Annotated in this window: 15 protein-coding genes, 1 tRNA gene and 1 other annotated feature; of the genes, 11 read left to right on the forward strand and 5 right to left on the reverse strand. The window is 49.8% G+C overall.

The window, feature by feature from the left end:
- Positions 1–93 precede the first annotated feature (93 nt).
- The 3 genes from K1X45_RS11020 to K1X45_RS11030 all read right to left on the reverse strand — a co-directional run bounded on the left by K1X45_RS11020 (position 94) and on the right by K1X45_RS11030 (position 4,438).
- A complete protein-coding gene (locus K1X45_RS11020; RefSeq protein ID WP_220158834.1) occupies positions 94–1,581 on the reverse strand; it encodes a SulP family inorganic anion transporter in 1,488 nt (495 codons plus the stop codon).
- A 60-nt stretch (positions 1,582–1,641) separates the two neighbouring features.
- Positions 1,642–1,697 (reverse strand) — a sequence feature (sul1 is cis-regulatory element that is thought to sense ions involved in sulfur or methionine metabolism; They are found in Alphaproteobacteria).
- 43 nt (positions 1,698–1,740) lie between these two features.
- The gene (locus tag K1X45_RS11025) at positions 1,741–2,412 is read right to left on the reverse strand and encodes a hypothetical protein (protein ID WP_220158835.1); all 672 of its coding nucleotides are present in this window, start codon (positions 2,410–2,412) and stop codon (positions 1,741–1,743) included.
- Positions 2,413–3,157: 745 nt separating this feature from the next.
- Positions 3,158–4,438, reverse strand: a complete 1,281-nt coding sequence (locus tag K1X45_RS11030; protein ID WP_220158836.1) for a tyrosine-type recombinase/integrase — start codon at positions 4,436–4,438, stop codon at positions 3,158–3,160.
- A 50-nt stretch (positions 4,439–4,488) separates the two neighbouring features.
- Between K1X45_RS11030 and K1X45_RS11035 the strand changes: the two genes are divergently transcribed.
- Positions 4,489–4,564, forward strand: a tRNA-Ala gene (locus K1X45_RS11035).
- Between the two features lie 153 nt (positions 4,565–4,717).
- Here the strand turns inward: K1X45_RS11035 and K1X45_RS11040 are convergent.
- Entirely contained in the window at positions 4,718–4,930 is a 213-nt protein-coding gene (locus tag K1X45_RS11040) for a hypothetical protein (RefSeq protein ID WP_028233464.1), read from the reverse strand.
- Positions 4,931–5,081: 151 nt separating this feature from the next.
- Here K1X45_RS11040 and K1X45_RS11045 point away from each other — a divergent pair, with 151 nt between their 5' ends.
- The gene (locus K1X45_RS11045) at positions 5,082–6,347 is read left to right on the forward strand and encodes an NAD(P)/FAD-dependent oxidoreductase (protein WP_220158837.1); all 1,266 of its coding nucleotides are present in this window, start codon (positions 5,082–5,084) and stop codon (positions 6,345–6,347) included.
- Positions 6,348–6,391: 44 nt separating this feature from the next.
- Here the strand turns inward: K1X45_RS11045 and K1X45_RS11050 are convergent, their stop codons facing one another.
- Positions 6,392–8,041, reverse strand: coding sequence for an FMN-binding glutamate synthase family protein (locus tag K1X45_RS11050; protein ID WP_116087131.1), 1,650 nt, complete (start codon positions 8,039–8,041; stop codon positions 6,392–6,394).
- A gap of 531 nt (positions 8,042–8,572) precedes the next feature.
- Between K1X45_RS11050 and K1X45_RS11055 the strand changes: the two genes are divergently transcribed.
- The 9 genes from K1X45_RS11055 (at position 8,573) to K1X45_RS11095 (ending at position 25,174) form a co-directional block, all read left to right on the forward strand.
- A complete protein-coding gene (locus K1X45_RS11055; RefSeq protein WP_370627031.1) occupies positions 8,573–11,845 on the forward strand; it encodes a DNA translocase FtsK in 3,273 nt (1,090 codons plus the stop codon).
- Between the two features lie 281 nt (positions 11,846–12,126).
- On the forward strand, positions 12,127–12,345 hold the full coding sequence (locus K1X45_RS11060) for a hypothetical protein (RefSeq protein ID WP_022710234.1): 219 nt from the start codon (positions 12,127–12,129) through the stop codon (positions 12,343–12,345).
- Positions 12,346–13,241: 896 nt separating this feature from the next.
- Entirely contained in the window at positions 13,242–14,186 is a 945-nt protein-coding gene (gene cyoA / locus K1X45_RS11065) for a ubiquinol oxidase subunit II (protein WP_022710232.1), read from the forward strand.
- 76 nt (positions 14,187–14,262) lie between these two features.
- Positions 14,263–16,248, forward strand: coding sequence for a cytochrome o ubiquinol oxidase subunit I (cyoB, locus tag K1X45_RS11070; protein ID WP_022710231.1), 1,986 nt, complete (start codon positions 14,263–14,265; stop codon positions 16,246–16,248).
- Entirely contained in the window at positions 16,245–16,871 is a 627-nt protein-coding gene (gene cyoC, locus K1X45_RS11075; RefSeq protein WP_220158838.1) for a cytochrome o ubiquinol oxidase subunit III, read from the forward strand. The genes cyoB and cyoC overlap by 4 nt, the downstream gene beginning before the upstream one ends.
- Entirely contained in the window at positions 16,868–17,221 is a 354-nt protein-coding gene (gene cyoD, locus K1X45_RS11080) for a cytochrome o ubiquinol oxidase subunit IV (protein WP_022710229.1), read from the forward strand. The genes cyoC and cyoD overlap by 4 nt, the downstream gene beginning before the upstream one ends.
- Positions 17,222–17,434: 213 nt before the next feature.
- Positions 17,435–17,953, forward strand: a complete 519-nt coding sequence (locus tag K1X45_RS11085) for an SH3 domain-containing protein (RefSeq protein WP_220158839.1) — start codon at positions 17,435–17,437, stop codon at positions 17,951–17,953.
- Between the two features lie 559 nt (positions 17,954–18,512).
- Positions 18,513–20,408 carry an autotransporter assembly complex family protein gene (locus tag K1X45_RS11090; RefSeq protein WP_220158840.1) on the forward strand — a complete coding sequence of 632 codons (1,896 nt, stop codon included), beginning with the start codon at positions 18,513–18,515 and terminating at the stop codon, positions 20,406–20,408.
- Positions 20,405–25,174, forward strand: coding sequence for a translocation/assembly module TamB domain-containing protein (locus K1X45_RS11095; protein ID WP_370627032.1), 4,770 nt, complete (start codon positions 20,405–20,407; stop codon positions 25,172–25,174). Before K1X45_RS11090 ends, K1X45_RS11095 begins: the two co-directional genes overlap by 4 nt.
- The last annotated feature ends 129 nt before the right edge of the window (positions 25,175–25,303 follow it).

Here is a 25,303-nt window from a genome sequence, read left to right on the forward strand (position 1 = left end):
TATAATTGCTGTGTCAACACAAATGATAAATGCTTTAAGGAAGCGTACCGGAGGGGATTGCTGGCATAGTCGAAGGCCATGCCAGCAATGTTTTTAGTGAAGTGAATTGCTGGCGGCTTGTCGTTCTGCTTTGTTGTGCAGAGCAAACTTGTCGATCATATCTGCGCTTGCACGGTTAAAACCGCGTACTTCAACCTGTGCGCCGGAAGATCGGAGCTTTAAGACGATTTTATCAAGAGCACCAACAGCAGTTATGTCCCACAAATGCGCTCGGCTGACATCAATCACGATATGAGCGTGTGTGCTGCTGAAATCGAAAGAATGGATAAAACTCTCGGCTGAAGCGAAGAAAATCTGCCCTTCAACCCTATAGGTGAGTGTGTTTGTGCTCTCGTCGTTTTGTTTGGAAACAGTAAAAAGTTTAGCCACTTTTCCGGCAAAGAATATGCCTGATAACAGCACTCCAACGATGACGCCTTTTGCCAAATCATGCGTTGTAATGACTGTTACAACTGTAGCAATCATGACGACTGAAGAAGGCAGCGGATTGCGTCTCAGATCAAGCACAGAGCGCCAAGAAAATGTTCCGATTGAAACCATAATCATTACTGCAACAAGTGCTGCCATGGGAATGATTTTCACAAGATCGTTAAGCACAACAATCAGGAAAAGAAGAAACGCGCCTGCTACAAATGTTGAGAGTCTGCCGCGACCGCCTGATGATACATTGATCACAGACTGACCAATCATAGCGCAACCGCCCATTCCGCCGACAAGTGCGGAAGTTATATTACTTGCTCCTTGCCCGTAGCATTCCTGATTTTTATTGCTGGGCGTATCAGTCATGTCATCAACAATTTGAGCTGTCAGCAAAGATTCAAGCAAGCCAATAGCTGCCAGTGTTACGGAATAAGGGAATATGATCTGCAGAGTTTCGAAGGTGAGGGGTACTTGAGGCAACGCGAAAATTGGAAATGCTGAAGGGAGTTCCCCTAAATCACCGACTGTGCGTAACTCCATACCAGTTGACCATGCAATGAGCGTCAGTACGACAATTGCGATTAAAGGGGAGGGGATTGCTTGGGTCAGATAAGGGAAAAGGTAGATTATCCCCAGTCCGGCTGCAATCATCCAGTAGGTTTGTGTCGGAACATCGATCAGTTCCGGTAGCTGCGCCATAAAGATCAAAATGGCCAGTGCATTTACAAAGCCGGTAATGACGGAACGGGAAACAAAACGCATTACCCGCGCCAACTTTAATGCTCCGGCAAGTATCTGAAGAATGCCCATTAAGATTGTGGCTGCGAAAAAATATTGCAGTCCATGTTCTTTGACGAGTGATACCATGACGACAGCTGTGGCAGCAGTAGCCGCTGAAATCATTGCGGGCCGACCACCGGTAAAAGCTGCCACACATGCAATGGCAAATGAGGCATACAAACCCACTTTGGGGTCTACTCCTGCAATAACGGAGAACCCTATTGCTTCAGGAATAAGAGCGAGAGCAACAACGATACCAGATAGGATATCGCCACGAATGTTTGAAAACCACTGATTGCGGTATTCTTTTAATCTTAGCATTGGGAATTTTACACACTGATGCAACGAACCGAAAAACAGGTTTTAAAATTTGCGTTGCAGTGTTGTCTGGCGGATAGGCGGCCAGAAGAGCCACTCGGAATTGCACCGAGTCCTTGTTAATACCCCATAAATATCCAATTATACGTAATTTGCAATCGCTTACCAATCAATACCAAGGTGATTTGATGATAATTTATTACCATGTTTTGCAATGGCTGCGACGGATTGTTTTCTAGTTTTAATAGATTTAATAAATTTTTGATCGAAAGGTAGATAAATAAAATTGTTAATGTTGTCATACTTTCGATTTGAGTTTTTGTTTAAATAGATTTTATAACCAATGTTATCCATTGTTGTATGATTAGCTTCGGCAATCGTAATTTCTCTGACTTTATCAAATTTATATACATAGGTATAGTTGTTATTATGCTTACGTAGAAGATTGTTTAAAATATGTTTTTGGTCATTTCGTATACAAATTAGACCTTGAACATGGTTGAAATCATTAACTATTAATGGGCCTTGGTTATTTGAATTTTCATAGTCAGGAGCTGCAAAAAGAAACGGTTTTAGATGCTTTCTATTTTTCTTATTCCAGTGTTTACCATTTAGTCTTTCACATAAATCGTAATAAAATGGACATACATATTTCTTTAAATCCAACTGAAACCGGTCCCAACGTCCTCTGGGTGAAATAGGTTTAATTGTGAACCAGTAAAGTGTATGGTCGCCATTTTTAATATTTCTATCATTCTCTAACTGGTAGAGTTTGTAATTTTCTAGTGTATCTATTGTTAATTTATCATAGGCTTGTCTAAGTTCTTTAGTCATGTTTTTCATTTTATTTGTTGTTTTCCCATATCTTTTAATACGCGTTGCTCTCAACTGAGATCAAAACGGTGTTCAGATATGGATTGTATCAAGAGCTTCTAGTGACCATGGTCTGCTAAAAGATTGATACAAAAATGTGAGATTAGGCTTGTTGCCAATAGAACGCTTCACAAACTTTGTTTCAGTGTTCTTGAATGCGGATATAGATCGCAGTGACAAGTTGTGCCTCTGTATCTTTATTTATCGATTTGTGTGATTTGCTGTTGGTTGCCTTTGGAAGTTGTGATCAGGCAACGGAACGCTTCAATTAATGAAGGCGTATTAAGTTTATGATGCAATAATAAGGTTAGTATGAACTAACGCTAAGATGAACAACGAGCAGCAATGATTATTGGAGACGGGCGTAATCATAGCATGCATTGAATGCACCCAAGATATTCTATCAACAATCCAGAGAATATGCGTTGTTCATTCATTCCTATGTATTTATCACATATCAGTACTTTTTAAGGTATCTGCATGCAAAATATCAGAGATTATAATCTCTGTTGTTCATGGAATAAATTGTTCGCTTTGCTGTATGTTGCCTTTTGAATTAATATACAGGCAACAGTTGCTGAAAAGGTTTCAGCTACGATGAATCATTTATAGCCTAATAGATGAATTTTGTCAAATGTACCAGATATTTATGGTGCGTTGATTGATGCTGGGGAACTGTGCTTAGTCTCATCGTATCATCATACCTTCACTCTGAAGGTAGCTTAATCACATTCACACAATTAGTCTTTTGGCATTCAGATGGTCCCGCAGAATATACTTTTAAAGCAATAGATTTTCGCCCCTCCGTATGACCAACAACCTCTGAAATGATGTTTTCTTGTACGCCTGCTTGCTCTGCCTTGGTGATGAACCAGCGACGGAATGAATGAAAATTTACAAGACTTCTACGTTGTTTTTGCACGTTATCTCGTATGTTTAATTTGTTGCGGTATGCTGCGAAGCGCTTACTGAAAATATCACTTGGATCGCGTTCTTTCGACAATTCGTGAAATAGCCAATCATTTGATTTTTTTCCGCGCTGCCGTCTATGTATTATTTCTAATAATTGAGGGTGTATTGGTACTGTGCGTTTTGCGGCGCTGGTTTTACCTTGTTGAATATTGAAGTAGTTGTGACCGTTATCGTTAAGGACGCATTCCTCCACCCATAGGGTTATAACCTCTGCAAGTCGCATCCCTGAAAGCGCGGACATCCTCATGGCATCATACAGCTGCGTTTTATATATGTCTTTCATACGTGTCGGATATGGTGAGTATAGCAGAATGCGGATTTCTTCATCGGTGAAAGGCCGTTCTTTATGATGAGAGCTTCGTTCTATTCTGCGACCTCGGTCAGGCATGGCTTGTCCTTGCCAAGGGTTTTGTCCGGAAACATGCCCGCGTTTGATTAAATAATCCCAATACAATTTGACACTACCAAGATGCTTTTTCGCAGTCGATTTATGCAGGGGACTAATATGTTGCGTGTAGTATTGACCGGCGGTCAACCTATCCACTTGGCTCAAGGATAGATGCTTCAATCCTGCCCATTCACCAAACTTTCGGATAAGGTGACTTCTTTCCATTGCTGTTTTGGGAGCTAATTTTGCTTCACATAAATATGCTTCAAGGTGCTGATCGATTTTAATGAGATTGTTTGGCTTGATATCAGATGTGCGTAGTCGTGGTGGGCATGACGAGACAGTTATTGATTTTTTTGGTGGCGAATACCATTCGTTCATTAAAGGGGCGAAGTTTGGGGTTGCAGCTAATAAACCCTCAGAAGCTTCCAGCGTGTCATAAAGAGAAACTATATAATTGAGAGTTTGATCACGTCTCTTACGGGCGATTTGGATGTCGCCAGTTTGAAGATTAATTAAATGCGCAGTTCTATTGTTGAATAAAGATTGTAAACGGACGGGGATATCGCGTCTGAACCAATATTTCAGTCCTCTGAGTTCAATGTAACGGGGGGATTTTTTTGACATTTCCGACCAAGTTCCGACCAATTGTTGCGACTAAGAACATGATCGGTAATGGGGCCATAGCTCAGCTGGGAGAGCGCTTGCATGGCATGCAAGAGGTCAGCGGTTCGATCCCGCTTGGCTCCACCAAAAAATCACAAAACATTTTATCCTATAAAACAATGTCTTGAAAAAGATTCTCTGTTTGATTCTCCATATTCCGATTAAGGGTTCTACCTTGTCTGAAAAGGAGCCAACTGGCTGTCAGTAAAATGAACGCCTTCTGATTAGGATCAGGCTTCATCAGAAGTTCAGGTTCTTTGAGATTTGCCATTCATTGTCTGCGTTCAGTTCTACGCGCTTGTTGCCTCGGTAGAAGATTGGGTTTCCGGTTTTCTTGTCCATGGAGAAACGGGTAGGAGCAAGCCTGTCGTCCTCGTAGCCGGTTGTTGCCAGGGCAAGTGCTTCTTTGAATTTACCGTCTTTGCATAGATTCTTAAAAAGGCTCAAATTCATTGGTTTGCTTTCATCCATCCTTGTTGCTCAGACCTGCTTTTAGGAACTTCCTGCTCATTAAGCTATGCCTTAGGCACGGTTAATGCAGCATAGTGGCAAAATAGGTGGTATGTTTTCAGCCGAACAGATCTCATGCAGAACGGGATGCGTTATGAAAAAGAAGCTTGTGGTTATTGGTGCGGGTTTTGCAGGCCTGCAGGTCGTTCACGGGCTGAAAAATGCTGATATTGACATTACTTTGGTGGATCGCCGCAATCATCATCTTTTCCAGCCTTTGCTCTATCAGGTTGCAACCACCGTGCTTGCAACATCTGAAATAGCATGGCCCATCCGGCATCTTTTCCGTGATCGACCGGAAGTGACAACTCTGCTTGATGAGGTCGTTGGTATTGACCGTATTCAAAAAACAGTGCGCCTGCGTAACAGTGCTGAATTGCCTTATGACATAGTGGTTCTGGCAACGGGTGCACGCCACGCCTATTTCGGTAAAGATAAATGGGAAGCCTTTGCGCCGGGTCTGAAAACACTGGAAGATGCAACGACAATTCGCAGGCGCATGTTGCTGGCTTTTGAGCAGGCGGAACTGGAGGCAGATCCGGCCAAGCGTGAAGCATTACTGACATTCGCTGTGATCGGTGCAGGGCCGACAGGTGTTGAAATGGCCGGTATGATTGCAGAACTTGCCCATCACACGCTGCCGCGCGAGTTTCGCCGTATTGATACACGTCAGGCGAAAGTTCTGCTGGTTGAGGCCGGAGCGCGCGTTTTGCCGAGCTTCAGTGAAGATCTATCCGATTATGTCCGCAATGCCCTGACAAAGCTCGGTGTCACCGTTCGTACCGGCGTGCCGGTCACAGCCTGTGATGAGAGTGGTATCACAATCGGTGAGGAGCCGATTGCCTGTCGCACAATCGTCTGGGCGGCCGGTGTGCAGGCATCGCCTGCTGCTCAATGGCTTGGAGCAGAATCGGATCGTGCGGGCAGGGTGGTAGTCACCAAGGATTTGCGGCTTGCGGATGATCCGTCAATTTTTGTGATCGGTGATACGGCCTCGGTCAAATGGGGGGAGGATCAATCCGTGCCCGGCATTGCTCCCGCTGCCAAACAACAGGGCAGCTTTGTTGCAAAATGCATTCGTGCCATGCTGAAAGGTACGCCTGCGCCTGAAGCTTTCACATATCGTCATCAGGGCAATCTGGCGACAATCGGCCGTAAAGTTGCTGTTATCGAATTCGGAAAATTCAAGCTGAAAGGCATTCTGGCGTGGTGGATATGGGGTCTTGCCCATATCTATTTTCTGATCGGAACACGTTCACGACTTGCAGTCGCGTGGAGTTGGCTCTGGATTTATCTGAGCGGATTACAAAGCGCTCGTCTCATCACGCAAAAGGAAACCATGCGTGATCCTGATACCTGATATTTCGGCATTAAAAATCCCGCCGTTTGGCGGGATTTTTAATATCAGGCAGCGATTTTACGGCGCATAAACGGTCCATGCGGGATTTCCGGCGGCGCAAAAGTTTCAGCAGAAGCGCGATCCCAACGGCTGTACCAGTCGGAGAGCTCTTCAATCTCAGGGCCGGAGACCAGAAAGCCGTTTGGCAGATACGGATAGACTTCATTACCGTCGAGGAATTCATTGTCCTTTTGGCGGAACATGAAATGATAAGGCATGAAGTCACGCGGGTCACTGAGACCAGCCGCACCGGCAAGCTCACCCAGAGCATGCATCGTATTGCGGTGGAAACGTGCAACACGGTTGCTCTTGTCGCCGACATCGATCGCACGCTGGCGTAACGGATCCTGCGTGGCAATACCGACAGGGCAGGTATTGGTGTGGCAGGACTGTGCCTGAATGCAGCCGACAGCAAACATGAAGCCGCGTGCCGAATTACACCAGTCAGCGCCCAGAGCAAAAGTACGGGCAATATCAAAGGCAGAGACGATTTTACCGGCCGCACCGATTTTAATCTCGTGACGGATGCCTGCACCGCGCAGCGTATTATGCACAAAGGTCAGACCTTCAAGCATTGGCATACCAACACGGTTGGCAAATTCCAGCGGAGCCGCGCCGGTGCCGCCTTCTTTACCGTCAACGACGATGAAATCAGGATAAATACCGGTTTTCAGCATGGCCTTGACCATCGACATGAATTCACGACGGTGACCGATACAAAGCTTGAAGCCGACAGGCTTGCCGCCGGAGAGTTCACGCAGCTGGCCGATAAATTTCATCATGCCGATCGGCGTGGAGAAAGTATTATGCGCAGGCGGTGAGATGCAATCCTTGCCCATCGGAATGCCGCGTGCTTCGGCAATCTCCGGTGAGATCTTTTTGGCTGGCAGCATACCGCCATGACCGGGTTTTGCGCCCTGACTGATTTTCAGCTCAATCATTTTGACCTGAGGATCAGCGGCCTGAACTGCAAATTTTTCCGGTGAGAATGTACCGTCATCATTACGGCAGCCAAAATAGCCGGATGCAACCTGATAGATCAGATCGCCGCCGCCTTCGCGGTGGTAACGGCTGATACTGCCTTCGCCGGTATCATGGGCAAAACCACCAATTTTCGCGCCTTTGTTCAAAGCAAGAATGGCATTGGCAGAAAGCGCGCCGAAGCTCATGGCCGAAATATTATACAGGCTGGCATCATAAGGCTGTTTGCAGGCAGAACCGCCGATACGGACACGGAAATCCGTATCCTTAATCACCATAGGAACAGCAGAATGGGTCAGCCATGCATAGCCGGAACTATAGACATTTTCGATTGTACCGAACGGACGTTTGTCCTCAACGCCTTTGGCGCGCTGATAAACCAGTCCGCGGATTTCACGGCTGAACGGTTCTTCATCGCGGTCGCCTTCAATAATATACTGGCGTAGTTCCGGACGGATACTTTCGAGAATAAAGCGCATATGCCCGATGATCGGGTAATTGCGCAGAATTGCGTGTTTGGACTGAAAAATATCATAGACGCCCAGCCCAAGCAGAGAGCTTGAGACGGCAGTGATGATAAGGAGCCATTCGCTGTAAAAGACTGCCCCGATAAAAGAGGCAATGGTCAGGAGCGCAACACAAGTGAGAACTGCATAACGCTGATAAGAGAGCATGATTGTCACCATCTTTATATGAGCCGGAATGAGCCGCTTTTTGAAAAAGAGTCGCTTAACCGGTCGATTGGCGTCTCCTTAGCCCACCCGTTCAGCGATTGCGAGAGGGATTATTGCTTTGATGTGCGGGGATTTGAGGTAAAATTTGAGCAATTCATTGTGATTAAGCGGAAAACAGAGCTGCTTTCTGCTTAACACCGGTCTTTGCGGAGTATTTTCTCCCATAATCGGCTGCAGTGAGAAGCTGCAAATTTTGCCGGCCGGCTCATAATGGCTGACTGCTGTGCCTTTGCTTGTGGTTTACGTGTGTGAAGGCAGTGCAGAAATATTGTTGCGCATCGAAATCCTGCGTTACTCATCCGCTATATATTTGAAAATATTTTATAAATTTAACATTTCACGCAAGAGAGATAGCTGATTTTCGTCTTTTCCGGCCGATCACAAATGCGATTTGGAAGGAACTTATTAACCTTCATTTTTTATTACTTTGTGGACAGAACTCAGTAGCGTATTTTTTGGTTTTTCAGGTCCATGCGTATTCCCCGATCCAATTTCTCCATTGCAACGACTGACCGCTTTGCGGTTTCCGCTGACATGCGTGAACCGGTATCCCAGCCGCAGGAAATACAGAGGCCGGAACAATCTGCTTCTGGCGCTCCTGCACCCGTATCACAGCCGCAAGCGGAACATGTCGTTACAGAATCAGAGGTGGCGGAATTAATCTCCGTTGCCCCTCTCAGCTATGCTCCGGCGGTTGTGACAGAAGTCGCACCGGCAGCATCGACTGCCGCCCCTGTGCCCGTTACCCCGTCATACCCGCTTAGGAGTAAGCAGATGAGCAACAATTTTGCGGTTAAGCATTGGATGGATCAGGACAGATCCGCAAAGGCAGAAGAGCAGACTGCGGTCGCGCAGCCTGCTGCGCAGGAACCTGTTGCAGCAGCTGTGCCTGCCGCGCCGCAGGCCGTATCTGCTCCGGCACATCCGAAACCGGCCAATCCGACGATGACCGTGCCTAATCCGCATGTGGCCTATCAGGGCTTGTCTGTACGTGAGCAATTCGGCTCCGGCGAAAAGGTCTGGAAGAATGCTTTTGCTTTGGCCGAGAATGTACGTTTTACCCGCACACCTGAAAATGAATTGCAGCGTTTGCGCGCCAAGCTGATTGAAGAATTCGGTGCGGAAGAAGAAGTACAGCCATCTGCCCCTGTGCAGAAAGAAGCGGTCGCAGCACCTGTCATGCAGCCTGCCACCGCCGCTCCTGTGGCTGGCCAGCCTGTTCGTACTGCGCCGGTTTTGCGCGGGCCTTCAAGCATGATTGTTGCTGCACGTTTGCGCTTGCCTGCCGTTCCGGTTGCGCCGCATGTTGAAGCTGCGACACCTCTGGCCGGTACCGTGCCGACACCGGTGGTCTCAATCGTGCCGGAAGCCGAAGTGGTTAATGCTGTGGTTTCGCATCTGCCTGAGCCTCAGCAGCCTGTGCTTGCTGAACCTGTTGCTCCGGTTACTGAGACAGAGCAGGGCGGTTTGCAGCTGAGCCATTTGTCTGATTTTGCCTTCTGGGAATTTGCCGGATTGCCGGAAATCACCCCTGCTGCGGAAGCTGTTGTTGAGACAGTGACAGAACCGGCAGAAATTTCCGCACCTGTATTGGCACCTGTAGCCGTGATGCCTGTTGCAGAAGCAGCACCGGTTGCGGAAGAAAAATCAATTCTGAGCATGTTCCGTACTGTTGAATGGCGACCAGTGCATGAAGAAGCACAGATTGCTGAAACCGTAGCGGAAACTGTTGTGGAAACCGCAGTCGAGATGGAAGCTGAAACACCGGCACCGGTTGCGGAAGCCGTGGCTGAGCTTGCAGAAACTGTTGCCGCTGTGGCAGAGCCTGCACAGACTGTCAGCAATCCGTTCCTGCCATCCTTTAGTTTTGGCCTGTCCGGCTATCAGATGCCGGTCTATTCAATTGCCACACAGGCATTGAATATGCAGCCGCCGCTGAATGCAGTGTCCGTACCGGCAGCAGAAGAAGCTGTGGCCGTTGCTGCCGAGCCGCTTGCAGAAATGCCAGCTGAAATAGTTGCTGAACCAATTGCTGAAACTGTGGTGGAAGATTGTGATCTGGTGCAGGAAACTGTGGCGGAACAGGAAGAAACACCTGTCGCACCAACTGTTGCACCGGTAACATTCGCTGCCGCTCCTGCGCCACGCAATCCGTCGGCCTCGATCAACTTGTCGATTTTCTCGCCGACCGCTATTGAAACCGGAACTGTAATGTCCGGTGAAGGTTATGAATATCCGCCTCGTGCTTTGTTGCAGGAGCCTGTTTATAAAGACGGTGCGATTATTTCGCAGGAAATGCTGGAACGCAGCGCTGGTTTGCTGGAAAGCATTCTGGAAGATTTCGGTGTGCGTGGTGAAATCATCCATGTGCGTCCGGGTCCGGTTGTCACCCTCTATGAATTTGAACCGGCCCCGGGTGTTAAATCCTCGCGCGTGATTGGTCTGGCTGATGATATCGCTCGCTCCATGTCGGCACTCTCTGCCCGTGTTGCAGTGGTGCCGGGGCGTAATGTGATCGGTATTGAATTGCCGAATTCGATCCGCGAAACCGTGTATTTTCGCGAGCTGATTGAATCGCCTGCTTTCGAGCGCACCAATTGCCGTTTGGCGCTCTGCCTTGGCAAAACCATCGGCGGGGAGCCGGTAATTGCTGAGCTTGCGAAGATGCCGCATCTGCTGGTGGCCGGTACGACCGGTTCCGGTAAGTCGGTGGCAATCAACACCATGATCCTGTCGTTGCTCTACCGTCTGAAGCCGGAAGAATGCCGCCTGATCATGATCGATCCGAAAATGCTGGAACTGTCGATCTATGACGGTATTCCGCATCTGCTCACTCCTGTCGTAACCGATCCGAAAAAGGCCGTCGTGGCACTGAAATGGACCGTGCGCGAAATGGAAGAGCGCTATCGCAAGATGTCGCGTCTCGGTGTGCGTAATATTGACGGCTATAATGCCCGTGCAGCTGCAGCGCGTGAAAAAGGTGAGACTGTTACCTGTACCGTTCAGGCTGGCTTTGACAAGGCGACCGGTGAAATCCTGTATGAAGAACAGGAAATGGATCTGACGCCAATGCCTTACATCGTCGTTATCGTCGATGAAATGGCCGATCTGATGATGGTTGCCGGTAAGGAAATCGAAGGTGCGATCCAGCGTCTGGCGCAGATGGCGCGTGCGGCCGGTATTCACCTGATCATGGCGACACAGCGACCTTCTGTTGATGTGATCACCGGTACGATCAAGGCGAACTTCCCGACCCGTATTTCCTTCCAGGTCACGTCGAAGATTGACAGCCGTACCATTCTCGGTGAGCAGGGTGCTGAGCAACTGCTCGGTCAGGGCGATATGCTGCATATGGCCGGTGGCGGCCGCATTGTCCGCGTCCATGGTCCTTTCGTATCGGATGAGGAAGTCGAAAAGGTCGTCAATCACCTGAAAGAACAGGGGCGTCCTGATTATCTGGCAACCGTAACTGCTGATGAAGAAGACACGGAAGCGGTTGAGGATGACAGCGCGGTCTTTGACAAGAGCGATATGGCATCTGATGATGGCGATGATCTCTACGAAAAGGCTGTCAAAGTGGTGTTGCGGGATAAGAAATGCTCGACATCCTATATCCAGCGCCGCCTGTCGATCGGTTATAACCGTGCTGCATCTCTGGTGGAGCGTATGGAGCAGGAAGGTCTTGTCGGCGCCGCCAATCATGTCGGTAAGCGCGAGATCATCGGTCAGAATGACGGTATGTAATTCGTTAAGCTGATCTGCTGTCTTTCAGCAAATAAAAATATGAATACTGCCCGCTGTAAAATATACCGGCGGGCAGTTTTTGTTTTTAAGTTATTAGATATATGTAAGTTATAATTTTATAATGTAATACAGATCGTTTTTATTGCGCAGAAATATCATTTTGCGGAGTTCTTGTTAAAAAATGACAGTTATTTGCTGTTGTTAAATGTGCCATCTTCACGTCATATTAACCATATGGGTGCATAAAGGGGAGGAGAACCCTGAGATGCGTGAGGTGGGGTATGCAGCGCTACAGATTTGATCAGAAAACCATAGTCGTACAGGCGATTGTCGAAATGATTAAGCGTGGTGTGCCTGCTTCCGAGATGGATATTTATCTCAGCCGCATGGGGCCTGTTGATCTTGATATGCTGCAGCAATGTATGGATGAGGTTTATGCCTATATTGCGCAGGAAGAGGAAAGAGAACAGGAACTGTATCAGGATCGCGCTGTAGCATAATCCGGCTGTCAGGCTGTGCTTATGCCGGAACAGCAGGATGCAAAAGCAAGATAGATGACACAAAGATAACGTAAATCTGTCATGCTCTTGAAATAATCGGGGCCTATACATAAATAAAGTTTAAGAAATTCGCCTGACTATTGACCACGGATGTACTGGCATTGGTTGAGGCGTTTCATGGAAGGTCGGGACATCCCGGCCTTTTTCATTTTCTAAAGCTTCTTTGCCTGAAGCGATTGACGTCCGGATTGCATCATATCGCTCGCTCTGTCTCCTTGTTTTACGCATGTCGTTATCGGAAAACCGGTGCCCGCTTTTCCGTGACATGTTCTGGATCTTTTATTTGGTCGCATTATCACTGCCGTCAAGCTGATCCCTCTTGACTGTGAAATGCTTTTGACCTTTGCAGCTGTTTCCTGATTTCCCTGTTTCATGTGCCGTCTTATGCCTGCCGGATAGTTTTTGCTCCGGACGCGGAAACGTGACCGAGATTCATCTTGCTGTTAGATGCTTTCCTGCTTATAGAAACCGCAAAAGTTCTGGATGCCGGAGTGAATCGGTCTGATATGCCCGTCAATTATGGGTTCAGACATTCGATATTCCGGTCTGATGGGAGCAGCTTTTATCTTTTTTGAGAGATGAAATTGCTCCGGCCGGGTTTTCTGAAATATGTGCGTATAGGCGCCGGTGTTGAAATACGGCGCTTTTTTGTTTATGAATTTCAGAATTTACCGAAACTACTGTATGTTCTTCTTAGTCTGAAACAATGTCAGATAAGAAATAATACAGCATTTCAAAGCAGTTAAGATGTTTTTGAGCTTATTCATGAGCCTGAAATATCTTGGTGAATGTTGATATGTGGCCTGTCCCGGGCGCATTCAAGACGGAAAAATTAAATGAAACACAGATTATTCCGGTCGGCAGGTATCGGTGCGGTTCTGATGCTGACGGCTATACTGGCAGGGTGTCAGCAGGTTGTGCTGTTTCCTAAAGGCGAAGTCGGCATTAAAGAACGCGACCTGATTGTTTTCGCGACAGTCATCATGTCGCTGATTGTTGTGCCGGTCATTATCGCGACCTTGTATTTCGCGAATAAATATCGCGCCAACAAAGATAATGAATATCTGCCGGACTGGCATCACTCAAACAAGATTGAAGCCGCTGTCTGGATTATTCCGTGCATCGTCATTCTCATTCTTGGTTATGTGACCTGGATTAAGACCCATGAACTGGATCCGTACCGCCCGCTGGAACATGCGGCAAAGCCGGTTCAGGTTGAAGTTGTGGCTATGAACTGGAAATGGCTGTTCATCTATCCGGAGCAGGGGATTGCCTCGGTGAATGAACTGGTCGTACCGGTTGATCGTCCGCTGAACTTCCGCATCACCTCCGGTCACACGATGAACTCCTTCTTCATTCCGGCACTGGGCGGTCAGGTTTATGCAATGCCTGGCATGCAGACCAAGCTGCACCTTATCGGCAATGAAATCGGTGCTTATGAAGGTATCTCCGCGAACTATAGCGGTGACGGTTTTGCGCAGATGCGTTTCACAACCCATGTGAAAAACGAAGCCGACTTTGAAAAATGGGTTTCCGAAGTCCGCACCTCTGACAAAGCGCTGAACCGTGCCGGTTATATCGAGCTGGATCAGCCGACAGAGAAGCATCCGGTTACGCATTATGCCTCAACTGAGCCTGGTCTGTTCAGTGCTGTTATCGGTCGTTGTGTGGATGGCAAGACCCCGTGTGTCAGCCATGGCGGCGGCAGCGTACAGAAGCTTTCACCATTCATCACATCCTCTGTGAAAAAAGAATCGCCTGCGGAACCTGCGTCTAACTGACGGGATTTCGTGACTTTAGGCAGGCAGACCATTGGCAGATTATGGCCAATGGTTTTGCCATTAAAAGTGTAGAGAAATGTTCGGAAAACTTACCCTGGCGGATATTCCGCTTCACGAACCGATACTTGTGGTCACTTTAAGTGCCGTTGTACTCGGCGGTTTGTCTCTGTTCGCAGCCATTACCTATTTCGGTAAATGGGGCGTATTGTGGCGTGACTGGCTGACAACTGTCGATCATAAGCGCGTTGGTATCATGTATATCATTCTGGCGCTGGTGATGCTGTTCCGCGGCTTCTCCGATGCCGTGATGATGCGCGCCCAGCAGGCTATGGCCTCCGGCGCCAATGAAGGCTTCCTGCCTCCGCACCACTATGACCAGATCTTCACTGCCCACGGCGTGATCATGATCTTCTTCGTGGCTATGCCGTTTATCGTTGGTCTGATGAACTTTGCAGTTCCGCTGCAGATCGGTGCCCGCGACGTTGCGTTCCCTTACCTGAACTCCCTGAGCTTCTGGCTGACTGTTGCCGGTGCTATTCTGGTAAACATCTCGCTCGGCGTCGGTGAATTCGCCCGTACAGGCTGGCTGGCTTATCCGCCGCTGTCCGGTCTGGAATACAGCCCCGGTGTCGGTGTTGATTATTACCTCTGGGCTTTGCAGATTTCCGGTATGGGTACGCTGCTCTCCGGTGTGAACCTTATCGCAACCATCATCAAAATGCGCGCTCCCGGCATGACAATGATGCAGGTTCCGGTTTTCACATGGACCGCACTCTGCTCGAACATTCTGATCGTTGCAGCTTTCCCGATCCTGACAGTTACCCTGTCGCTTCTGCAGCTTGACCGTTATCTTGGTATGCATTTCTTCACCAATGATTTCGGCGGCAATCCGATGATGTATATCAACCTCATCTGGATCTGGGGTCATCCGGAAGTTTATATTCTGGTTCTGCCTTGCTTTGGTGTGTTCTCGGAAGTTATCGCGACTTTCTCTGCCAAGCGTCTGTTCGGCTATACTTCAATGGTCTATGCGACCGTTGCCATTACCGTTCTGGCCTTCCTCGTCTGGGCTCACCACTTCTTTACAATGGGTGGCGGTGCCTCCGTTAACGCCTTCTTCGGCGTGGCGACGATGATTATTTCGATCCCGACAGGGGCGAAAATCTTCAACTGGCTGTTCACGATGTATAAAGGCCGCGTGCGTATGGAAACGCCGGTTCTGTGGACTGTCGGCTTCATGTGTACCTTTGTGGTCGGTGGTATGACCGGCGTTATGCTTGCAATTCCGCCTGCGGACTTTGTACTGCACAATTCCGTATTCCTGATCGCGCACTTCCATAACGTGATTATCTCCGGCGTGCTGTTCGGTTGTTTTGCCGGCTTCATCTACTGGTTCCCGAAAGCATTCGGTTTCCGTCTCGATGAAACCTGGGGCAAACGCGCATTCTGGTGCTGGCTGACCGGTTTCATTCTTGCCTTCATGCCGCTCTATATTCTGGGCTTCATGGGTATGACCCGCCGTATCAACCACACTGAAAATCCGGCATGGCAGATTTACCTGATTATTGCCGCTATCGGTGCTGCAATCATTCTGGTTGGTATTGCTTGTCAGATCATTCAGGTGCTGGTTTCCATCCGCAACCGCGAAGCACTGCGTGACCACACCGGTGATCCGTGGGAAAACGGCCGTACGCTGGAATGGTCTGTGGCTTCTCCTGCTCCGTTCTACAACTTCTCTGAAACACCGCGTGTTCAGGACGTTGATGCTTACTGGGATATGAAGAAGCGTGGCGTGAAGCGTAAAACCGACAAGTTCAAGCCGATCCACATGCCGCGTAATACCGGCACCGGTTTCATCATCGGTATGGTTTGTATCGCGCTTGGTTTTGCCGGTGTATGGCATATCTGGTGGCTGGCAATTGCCGCTACTCTGGCCATCATCGCGATCAGCATCATCCATTCCTTCAACAATAACCGCGACTACTATGTCACTGCGGAAGAAGTGCAGCGCATCGAAGATGAGCATACGCTCAAGCTGCAGTCTTTGGGAGTTAAGCCATGAGTGCCGCTGTAACGCACGCTAACGATCACGCCCACGGGCATGACGAAGATCACGAGCACCACGATTCCCGCGGCACGACACTGATCGGCTTCTGGATCTACCTGATGAGTGACTGTGTCATCTTCTCGGGTCTGTTTGCTACCTTCGCAGTTCTCTCGCGTTCATACGCGGGAGGACCGACCGGCTGGGAACTGTTCGATCTGAACTTCATTGCTGTGGAAACCGCTCTGCTGCTGTTCTCCAGCCTGACCTATGGCTTCGCGATGATCGCGATGTCTCGTAAAAAACAATCCGCCATGCTTGGCTGGATTGCCGTAACATTCCTGCTCGGCGCAGCCTTTCTGGCGATGGAAATCTATGAATTCCATCACCTGATCGAAATCGGTGCCGGTCCTGGCCGTTCTGCATTCCTGTCCGCCTTCTTTGTGCTGGTCGGTACGCACGGTCTGCACATTCTGTTCGGTCTGATCTGGATTCTGGTTCTGGTTGCGCAGGTTCTGCGTTCCGGTCTGACAGAAGCCAACCAGACCCGTCTGATGTGCCTCAGCCTGTTCTGGCACTTCCTTGATGTTGTCTGGATCGGTGTATTCTCGATTGTTTATCTGATGGGAGTTCAGGCATGAGTTCCGCGCATAAAACTGAAGCATCAGCCAGCGAAACCAAGAATTATATCATCGGTTTCATTCTGGCCGTCATCCTCACAGCCGTACCTTTCGGTGTGGTGATGGGGCAGTATTTTGACACCACCACAACCGTTGCCATTATTATGGTTTTCGGTGCGGTACAGATGATTGTTCATCTGGTTTACTTCCTGCACATGGATTCCAAATCCGAGGGCGGCTGGACATTGCTGGCTCTGCTCTTCACCGTGCTGATTTTGGCGATTGTTCTGATCGGCTCGCTGTGGATCATGAACCATCTGGCCATCAATATGATGGAAGTCAGCCCTGAGGCCGCGCGCGCGCTGCCATAAGGTGCAATATGGGTGAGCCTGTCTCACTCACGGGAATAACAATGAACGGCGCTGCTTTGGCAGCGCCGTTTTTTTATGCATTTTATATTGAGATGCATGGGTAACCTGTCTCAAATTACAGTCCTTATTCTTTCATTATTTTGATCTTCTCAAAGCGCGTCATTTAAAATTTGCATTCATTTAAATTTTTTCAATTTTAATTTGGTGATTTCGATGAAGATTATTTCAATAATTTCAGGGCTAATGCTGCTGATAGGAACCGGCATTGTGCAGGCGCAGGTCGCTACTGTTTCGGGTACTGTCAATTTACGGCAGGGGCCGGGCACAAACTATGCGCGGATTGCAGCTTTGCCACGCGGAGCGGCGGTGCATATTGAGAGCTGCCGCGGCAGCTGGTGTCAGATCAGAAGCAGTTGGGGGATAGGCTGGATAAGCGGCCGTTATTTATCCCAATCCTATCAGGGCTATAATGCTGCACCGGTCTATAATACGCAGCCGCAAGTCACTTTCGGGCTGAATATCGGATCAGGTTTTTATGATGATCCGTTTTATGCTCCGTATTATCAACCTTATTACACGGGCTGGCACCCGCCTTATTACCGGCCTTGGTATCGTCTGGGCTACCGGCCTTATGGGCCACGCTATAATCCTCGTCCTTTTGGCCGGCAGGGCTGGAACCCCCGATGGGGTGTGGGGCCTGTGCATTTTCCGCGCGGAGGATGGCGCAGATAGGATCTGATAAGGCAGATTCTGCAAGGCGATTCCCTGTTATGGAAAACGTGGTTCCGTGGCAGGACTCTTTAAGGGAGGTGGCTGTATTTTAACCAATGCGCATTTTCTTGGAACGTGTTGCAATCCGTATGACAAATGCTTTCCGGAACAATCTTTCATGTCGGTTTTAAATTGCCCTGTGCGGCTGTGTTTTAAAAGGCAAATATTTTCAATGTTTTATGGATTTGTGCCTCTGTGATTTTCGTTTTTGTTTCTTTCTTAAGATTAAATATTCAAAATTCATATTTGATTGAAAGCCACAAATTAAGTTTTTCTTTAGGTAAAGGAAAATACAAATTAATATTTTGTTAAGCATAAATTTTAAAAAAGCAGTGTAAGCTTTTGGATTATACTCTCCGCTAGTTTGATTGTTAGGCATCGCGCGATGGGTGGAGCGGGCTATGCCGAGGAATATGCATATTGACCCCGTTGAACGGGATGATATGCAGGTAATAAATTAAGGAGAGCTCCAATCCGTAAAGTCAGCACCCTCCTGCTGTTCACTGCGCTGCTGCCGGTTATGGCGGCATCGCCTGCGCATGCTTTTGAGCTCTTTGGCATTAAACTTTGGGGTAAAGACAAGGCTGAAGAAGCCGATGATGTCATTGCCGAACCAAAACGCTACAGCGTTGAAGTCACTTCCGGCGGCACCCGCACCAATAAAGACGGCTCAGCAGCCGATGTGGAAGATCTGGTTAAAGGCGCTTCACGGCTTGTGGCTGATGAAGAAAAAGCGGCTTCCGGCTCCGGCGGATTGCTGGCCAAAGCACGTGGTGATTACCGCCGTATTCTGATGGCGCTATATGGTGAAGGCCGTTATGGCGGCACCATCAGTATTCTGGTTGATGGCCGCGAAGCTGCAAACCTGCCGCCGGATACACAATTGCCGGATACATCCAAAATTGTCATCAATGTTGATCCGGGCCCGCAATTCCTGTTTGCCCGCGCCAGCATTAATGAACTTGCACCGCCGACAGATGACCGCCGCGATCAGGTGCAGTCGCCTGAAAAGGCCGGTTTCAAAAGCGGTGAAATTGCCAAATCCGGTACAATCCTGAAGGCAGAGCGTCTTGCTGTTGAGGCATGGCGTCAGCAGGGTTATGCCAAGGCGAAAGTTACGCGTGAGGATATTGTTGCCGATCATGAAGGCAATGTGCTGAATGCGGATATCACGCTGGAACCGGGACGTGTTGCCCATTACGGTCCTGTCAAAGTGCAGGGCACAGCCCGCATGAATCCGGAATTCGTTGCCTATATGACAGATCTGAAACCGGGTCAGGAATATGATCCGGATGATATTGAGCGTGCACGTCGCCGTTTGGCGCGGCTGGATGTTTTCCGCTCGACATCGATTCAGGAAGCACAGGAAATCAACCGCGACGGTATTTTGCCGATGGATCTCATCGTGCAGGAACGTAAACCGCGCCGCTTCGGTCTTGGTGCGAGTTATTCCACGCTGGATGGTGCAGGGGTGGAAGCCTTCTGGATGCATCGCAATCTGTTCGGCAAGGCGGAGCGCCTGCGCTTTGATGCCAAAGTCAGCGGTATCGGCGGTTCGCAGGATAATTCCTATGATCCGAAGAACTTTACCTATGTGCTGGGTACATCCTTCACCAAACCGGGCGTGTTCACACCGGATACGGATTTCGTTTCGTCTCTGACCCGTAAGCGTGAGGTTCTGGATAATTATACCGAGACATCGGTCGGCGGACAGGCAGGCTTTACGCATATCTTCAATGAAGATCTGAGCGGACGTTTGTTTGCCAATGTGTCTCGTGCGCAGTTTGAGGATGATTATTACGGCAAACGCCAGTTCTTCACTGTGGGGATGCTGGGCGGCATTTTGCTGGATAAGCGCGATAACAAGACCAATGCCACATCCGGTTATTATGCCGAGGGCGTGGTTGAGCCGTTCTACGAGCTCAAAAACGGCAGTTTCTCGACCAAATTTACCGCAGAAGGCCGTGGCTATTACGGCTTTGGTGAAGATAAACGCGTTGTGCTGGCCGGTCGTGTTAAAGTCGGGTCGATTGTCGGTGCCGATATGAGCGATCTGCCGCCGGATAAAGTCTTCTTTGCCGGTGGCGGCGGTTCTGTCCGTGGTTATGCTTATCGCAGCATCGGGGTGAATAAGCCGGGGGATGTGGTGATCGGCGGGCGTTCGTTGATGGAAATGTCCGGTGAGGTTCGCACAAAAGTTACCGATAGTATCGGTGTGGTCGGGTTTGTAGACGGAGGATATGTCGGGGAGGAATCCTACCCTGATTTTGCGGAGAATCTGCGTTTGGGCGCAGGTGCGGGCTTGCGTTATGATACGAGCCTCGGACCGATCCGTTTCGATGTTGCCGTGCCGCTTAACCGCAAGGCCGGTGACTCAAGTTTTGCATTCTATGTCGGCATAGGACAGGCGTTTTGAACCGTTTTCTCGCTTTCGTAGCCACTTTCTTTATCATTCTGCCGCTCGGTATTTATATCGGGGCATCGCTGCTGCCTCAGGGGGCGGACAGCGTAACGACGCCTGCTACCGGCCAGAGCAATCCTGCGGGTTCAGGCACGCAGACAGCGCAGGCGGACAATCCTGTTTCCACGCAGGAAGCCGAAGAAGAAAAGTCCTATTTCCTGTCTTTTGTTGAAGAAAAACTGTCGGGCCCGAACCGCAAGATCAGCATTACCGGTATTGAAGGCGTTCTGTCGTCCGAGGCAAAAGTCGGCGCTATCACGGTTGCTGACCGCGAAGGCATCTGGCTGCGTATTAAAGATGCTCAGCTTGTCTGGAGCCGTCTGGCACTTCTGCGCGGCCGTTTGAGCGTGGATACACTCTCGGCCAAGGAAGTTGAATTTATCCGCACACCGCTGCCGGATGAGGGGCTGCCTTCACCGGAAGCCGGTGGCTTTGCTTTGCCGGAACTGCCGCTGGCGGTTTTGCTGGGTGAGTTGAATATTGAGCGTCTGAAATTTGGCCAGCCGGTCTTTGGTCTGGCATCGGAAGTGGCGCTGAAAGGCAATCTGACCCTTCAGGACGGTTCGCTGGAGTCGCTGTTCGACATGCAGCGTCTGGATGGCCCGGGCGGCACGATGAAGCTGAAGGCGAATTATGCCAATGCCGATCAGAAACTTGATCTGGATATGCGTCTTTCCGAGCCTGCCAATGGTATTGCCGCCAATCTTCTGAATATTGCAGGCAAGCCGCCTGTTGAGCTGGCTCTGACCGGCGCAGGCAAGCTTGATGATCTGAAAGTTGACCTGACACTTGATGCGGACAGCCAGCGCATTCTGACCGGACTTCTGACCCTGAACCGCAATGCGGACGGCACTGTTACCGGCCGCGTGTTTAATGCGGATGTTAAAGGCCCGATTGCTGCTCTTATTCCGGAAAAATTCCGTGATTTCTTTGGCGCAACCTCAAGTCTTGCAGCCAATGGTCTGATCAAAGATGGCGGCGGTTTCCGTCTGGATAATTTCAATCTTTCCAATGCCGCTTTGCAGGTACAGGCCAAGGCCGAAACTGCCAATGACGGCTTTCTCACACGTCTGAATCTGGATGCACTGATTGCCGATCAGGAAAAAGGCCGTGTGCTTTTGCCGGTCAGCGGTGGCCAGACCTCTCTGGCGTCTGCGCGTCTGACACTGGATTACGGCGACCGCCAATCCGCAGACTGGACAGGCAAGCTGCAGGTTGAAGGCCTGCAGGCCGGTGATTTCTCCGCACAGCAGACCGTGCTGGATATGGGCGGCGCGGCAGAAAATCTGCAGGACGCACAAAACCGCCATGTCGGTTTCAATATTACAGGGAATGTAACAGGGATTAATGCCAGGCAGCCTGAGGTTGCTCAGGTGCTGGGTGATCGTTTTGATCTGGCCGTGTTGGGGCAATGGCGTGCCGGTTCTCCTGTGCAGCTTGAAAAATTGCAGCTCACCGGTAACGGTCTGAGCGCTGCCTTAAAGGGTGCAATTGATAAATTCATTTATACCGGTGATATTGTTTTGCAGGCCAACAGCCTCATGCCGTTCTCGGCACTGGCAGACCGCTCGCTTGCCGGCAGTCTTGATCTGAAAGCAACCGGTACTGTTGCGCTTCTCACCGGCGGATTTGACCTGACGCTGGATGGCACAGCAGAGAATATTAAAACCGGTGAGGACATTGCTGACCGTATTATCAATGGCCGCTCCACTTTGAGCGGTGGTCTGGCACGTTCTGAAAACGGTTTTTCCGCCCGTGGTTTCCGCATTGGTAATGATGCAAATGCAATCACTGCCAATGGCTCATTCTCCAGCAAAGATGCCGATTTTGATCTGGGCGTTGAGATTGGTGATATTGCCGATCTGTCCGATAAGGCAACGGGACCATTGTCGCTAAAAGCCAGTGCACGCGGAACAGAAAACCGGATTGCTCTGGCTGCCCGCGCATCTGTGCCTTCCGGTTCGCTGGAAGGGCGCAAACTGAATGATGGTCTGCTCGACTTCAATGCTGTGCTGGACGGCTCAGATCCGAAGCTTGCTCCGTCTTTGAGCGGTGGTTTCAGCGGCAGTGCCTTTTTGGGTGGTGAGAAGCTCGATCTTGCCGGTAAAATTGCGCTGGACGAGCAGGGCAAACGCCTGAGCGACCTGAATTTTGTTGCAGGCGGAACCCGTGTCAGCGGTGATCTGAATATTGCGGACAAAAACCTGCTCGCCGGTCGCCTGAAAGTGGATGCGTCGGATGTCTCAACTGCTGCCGCTCTTTTCCTTGCTAAAGCAACCGGTAGCATCAATGCGGATATTGATCTGTCTTATGAAAATGACCGTCAGAATGCTGCGGTCAAAGCAGATATCCGTAATCTGAATGTTGAAGGCAATGTGATCGGGCAGGCGGATATTAATGCGACGCTTGCCGACTTGTTTAATGTTCCTGTTGTTGACGGCACTGTGAAAGCACAGTCGATCCGCGCTGGTACATTTGAAATCAATACCGTTGATGCAACGGCTCAGTCTGAAGGCAGCAAAACGGTTTTTCAGGCTGCGACTGATCTGAAGATCGGCACCAAAGTTAAAGTCAACGGCGCATTGGAGCCGCAGGACGGTGGTTTGTTGTTGTCGCTTAGCAGTGCGGAGCTGCGTCAGGGCTCAATGCTGACCAGACTGGCACAACCGGCATCTCTGGCGCTGAAAGGCAGCGATGTTACCTTTAACAATATCATCATGCAGGTGGGAGAAGGTCGTCTGAGCCTTAATGGTGCTTTGGCTGATCGTTTCAATCTGGATGTGAAGCTGGATAATCTGCCGCTGAATGTGGCAAACAGCATCCAGCCGGATTTGGGGCTTGGCGGTCTGATCAATGGTCAGGCTAAGGTTACCGGTTCGCGCAACCAGCCTGATGTCAGTTTTGACATTAATGCACGCGATGTGATTGCCCGCCAGACGCGTGAACTGGGTATCGGTGCCTTGAATGCGACAGCTAAAGGCACGTCGAGCCAGAACCGTCTGAAAGTGGACAGCCGGATCACCGGCGGTAATGGTCTTGATACCCGTGTGAATGGTTTTGTGCCGCTGGGCACGGATAAATCTGCCGGTGCGCTGGATGTGAATGTCGAACTGGCCAATTTGCCGCTGGCTCTGCTCAATGGCGTGGTGAAGGATCAGAATCTGGGCGGTAATGTTACCGGCACTGCAAAAGTCACCGGTGCTCTGACCAATCCTGCCGCCGAGTTCAATCTGAACGGACGCGCGCTGAGCGCCAAACCGCTGGCTGAAAACGGGCTTGCGCCTTTGAATCTGAAAGCTGCCGGTCGTTATGGTGATAAGACCGTCAATATCAGCTCGCTGTCTGTTGATGGCCCGCAAAATCTCAGCGTGACCGCGCAGGGGCGTGTGCCTTTGTCTGGCAGCGGTTTGGGTATTGATGTGACAGGGCAGATACCGCTGGCGCTTGCCAATCGTTTTCTGTCGGATCGTGGCGCACAGGCAACCGGTACACTGGCTTTGACCGCCAATGTCAGCGGTGGTTTCGACAATCCGCAAATCCGCGGCATGTTCTCGACAAGCGGCGCGCAGATGGTTGATCCGGAAACCAATATCCGCCTCAACAATATTACCATCAATGGCAGCATGGAAGGGCAGACAATCCGCCTGCGCAATGCAAGCGCAGCTTTGTCGACCGGTGGTTCAATCAATGCGGATGGCACGATTTCAATCAATGCCGCGCAGAATTTCCCTGCCGATTTGCGTATCAATTTTGATAAGGCACGTTATGCGGATGGTTCCATGGTGGTTGCGACCATTAATGGCGGCCTGACCATTACCGGTCCGTTAATGCGCGATCCGCTGATTGCCGGTAAGATCGAGATTGAACGCGCAGAAATTACCGTGCCGGAAAGTTTTGGCGGCGGCGGTGCCAATATTGATGTGCGCCACGTCAATACACCGGCTTCAGTGCTGATGACGTTGCAACGTGCCAAGGTAGAAACCCGTGCCAAGGGTTCCGCACCGGTGCCGACATCCCGTCCGACCGTGCCGCAACTGGATGTGCGCGTGATTGCGCCGAACCAGATTTTCGTGCGTGGTCGCGGTCTGGATACGGAACTGGGCGGTGCTGTCCGTCTGACAGGCCCTGTAACCAATGTGCGTCCGGTCGGTGGTTTTGAACTGCTGCGTGGCCGTCTGGATATTTTGACCCAGCGTGTAACCTTTGATGAAGGCCGTGTGACCCTGATCGGAGATATGAACCCGCAGCTCTATTTCGTTGCCCGCAGTGACGGCGGCGATATCATCGTGCTGGTGACGGTGCAGGGCACGGTGGATAATCCGGATATCAAATTCTCCTCGGAGCCGGAATTGCCGCAGGATGAAGTTCTGGCGCGTTTGATCTTCAAACGCTCAATCTCGGAACTGTCTCCTTTCCAGATTGCACAGCTTGCCGCTGCGGCCGCTGAACTGGCGGGTGGTAAAAACGCCAATCTGCTGGGTGCATTGCGTCAGGGCGTAGGGCTGGATGATCTGGATGTTGTCACCGACAGCAAGGGCAATGCAGCGGTTCGTGCAGGCAGCTATATCCGCGATAATATTTATCTCGGTGTGGAAGCCAGCGGTTCCAATGGCACCAAAGGCACGATCAATCTGGATATTACGCGGGATCTCAAAGCCAAAGGCTCTGTCGGTACGAATGGTGATTCCGGTCTGGGCGTATTCTACGAAAAAGATTACTGATCCGGCAGAGATGCGGATACTGATCGAATTGAAAAACCGGCACAAATTTGTGCCGGTTTTTTGCTTTTTACTGCATTTTTAATGTGTGGCGATTGTTTATGGTAAATGAAGATCAGGTGAATTTAATGA

Source organism: Pseudochrobactrum sp. Wa41.01b-1, from assembly GCF_019464455.1.
GTDB classification, from domain to species: domain Bacteria; phylum Pseudomonadota; class Alphaproteobacteria; order Rhizobiales; family Rhizobiaceae; genus Pseudochrobactrum; species Pseudochrobactrum saccharolyticum.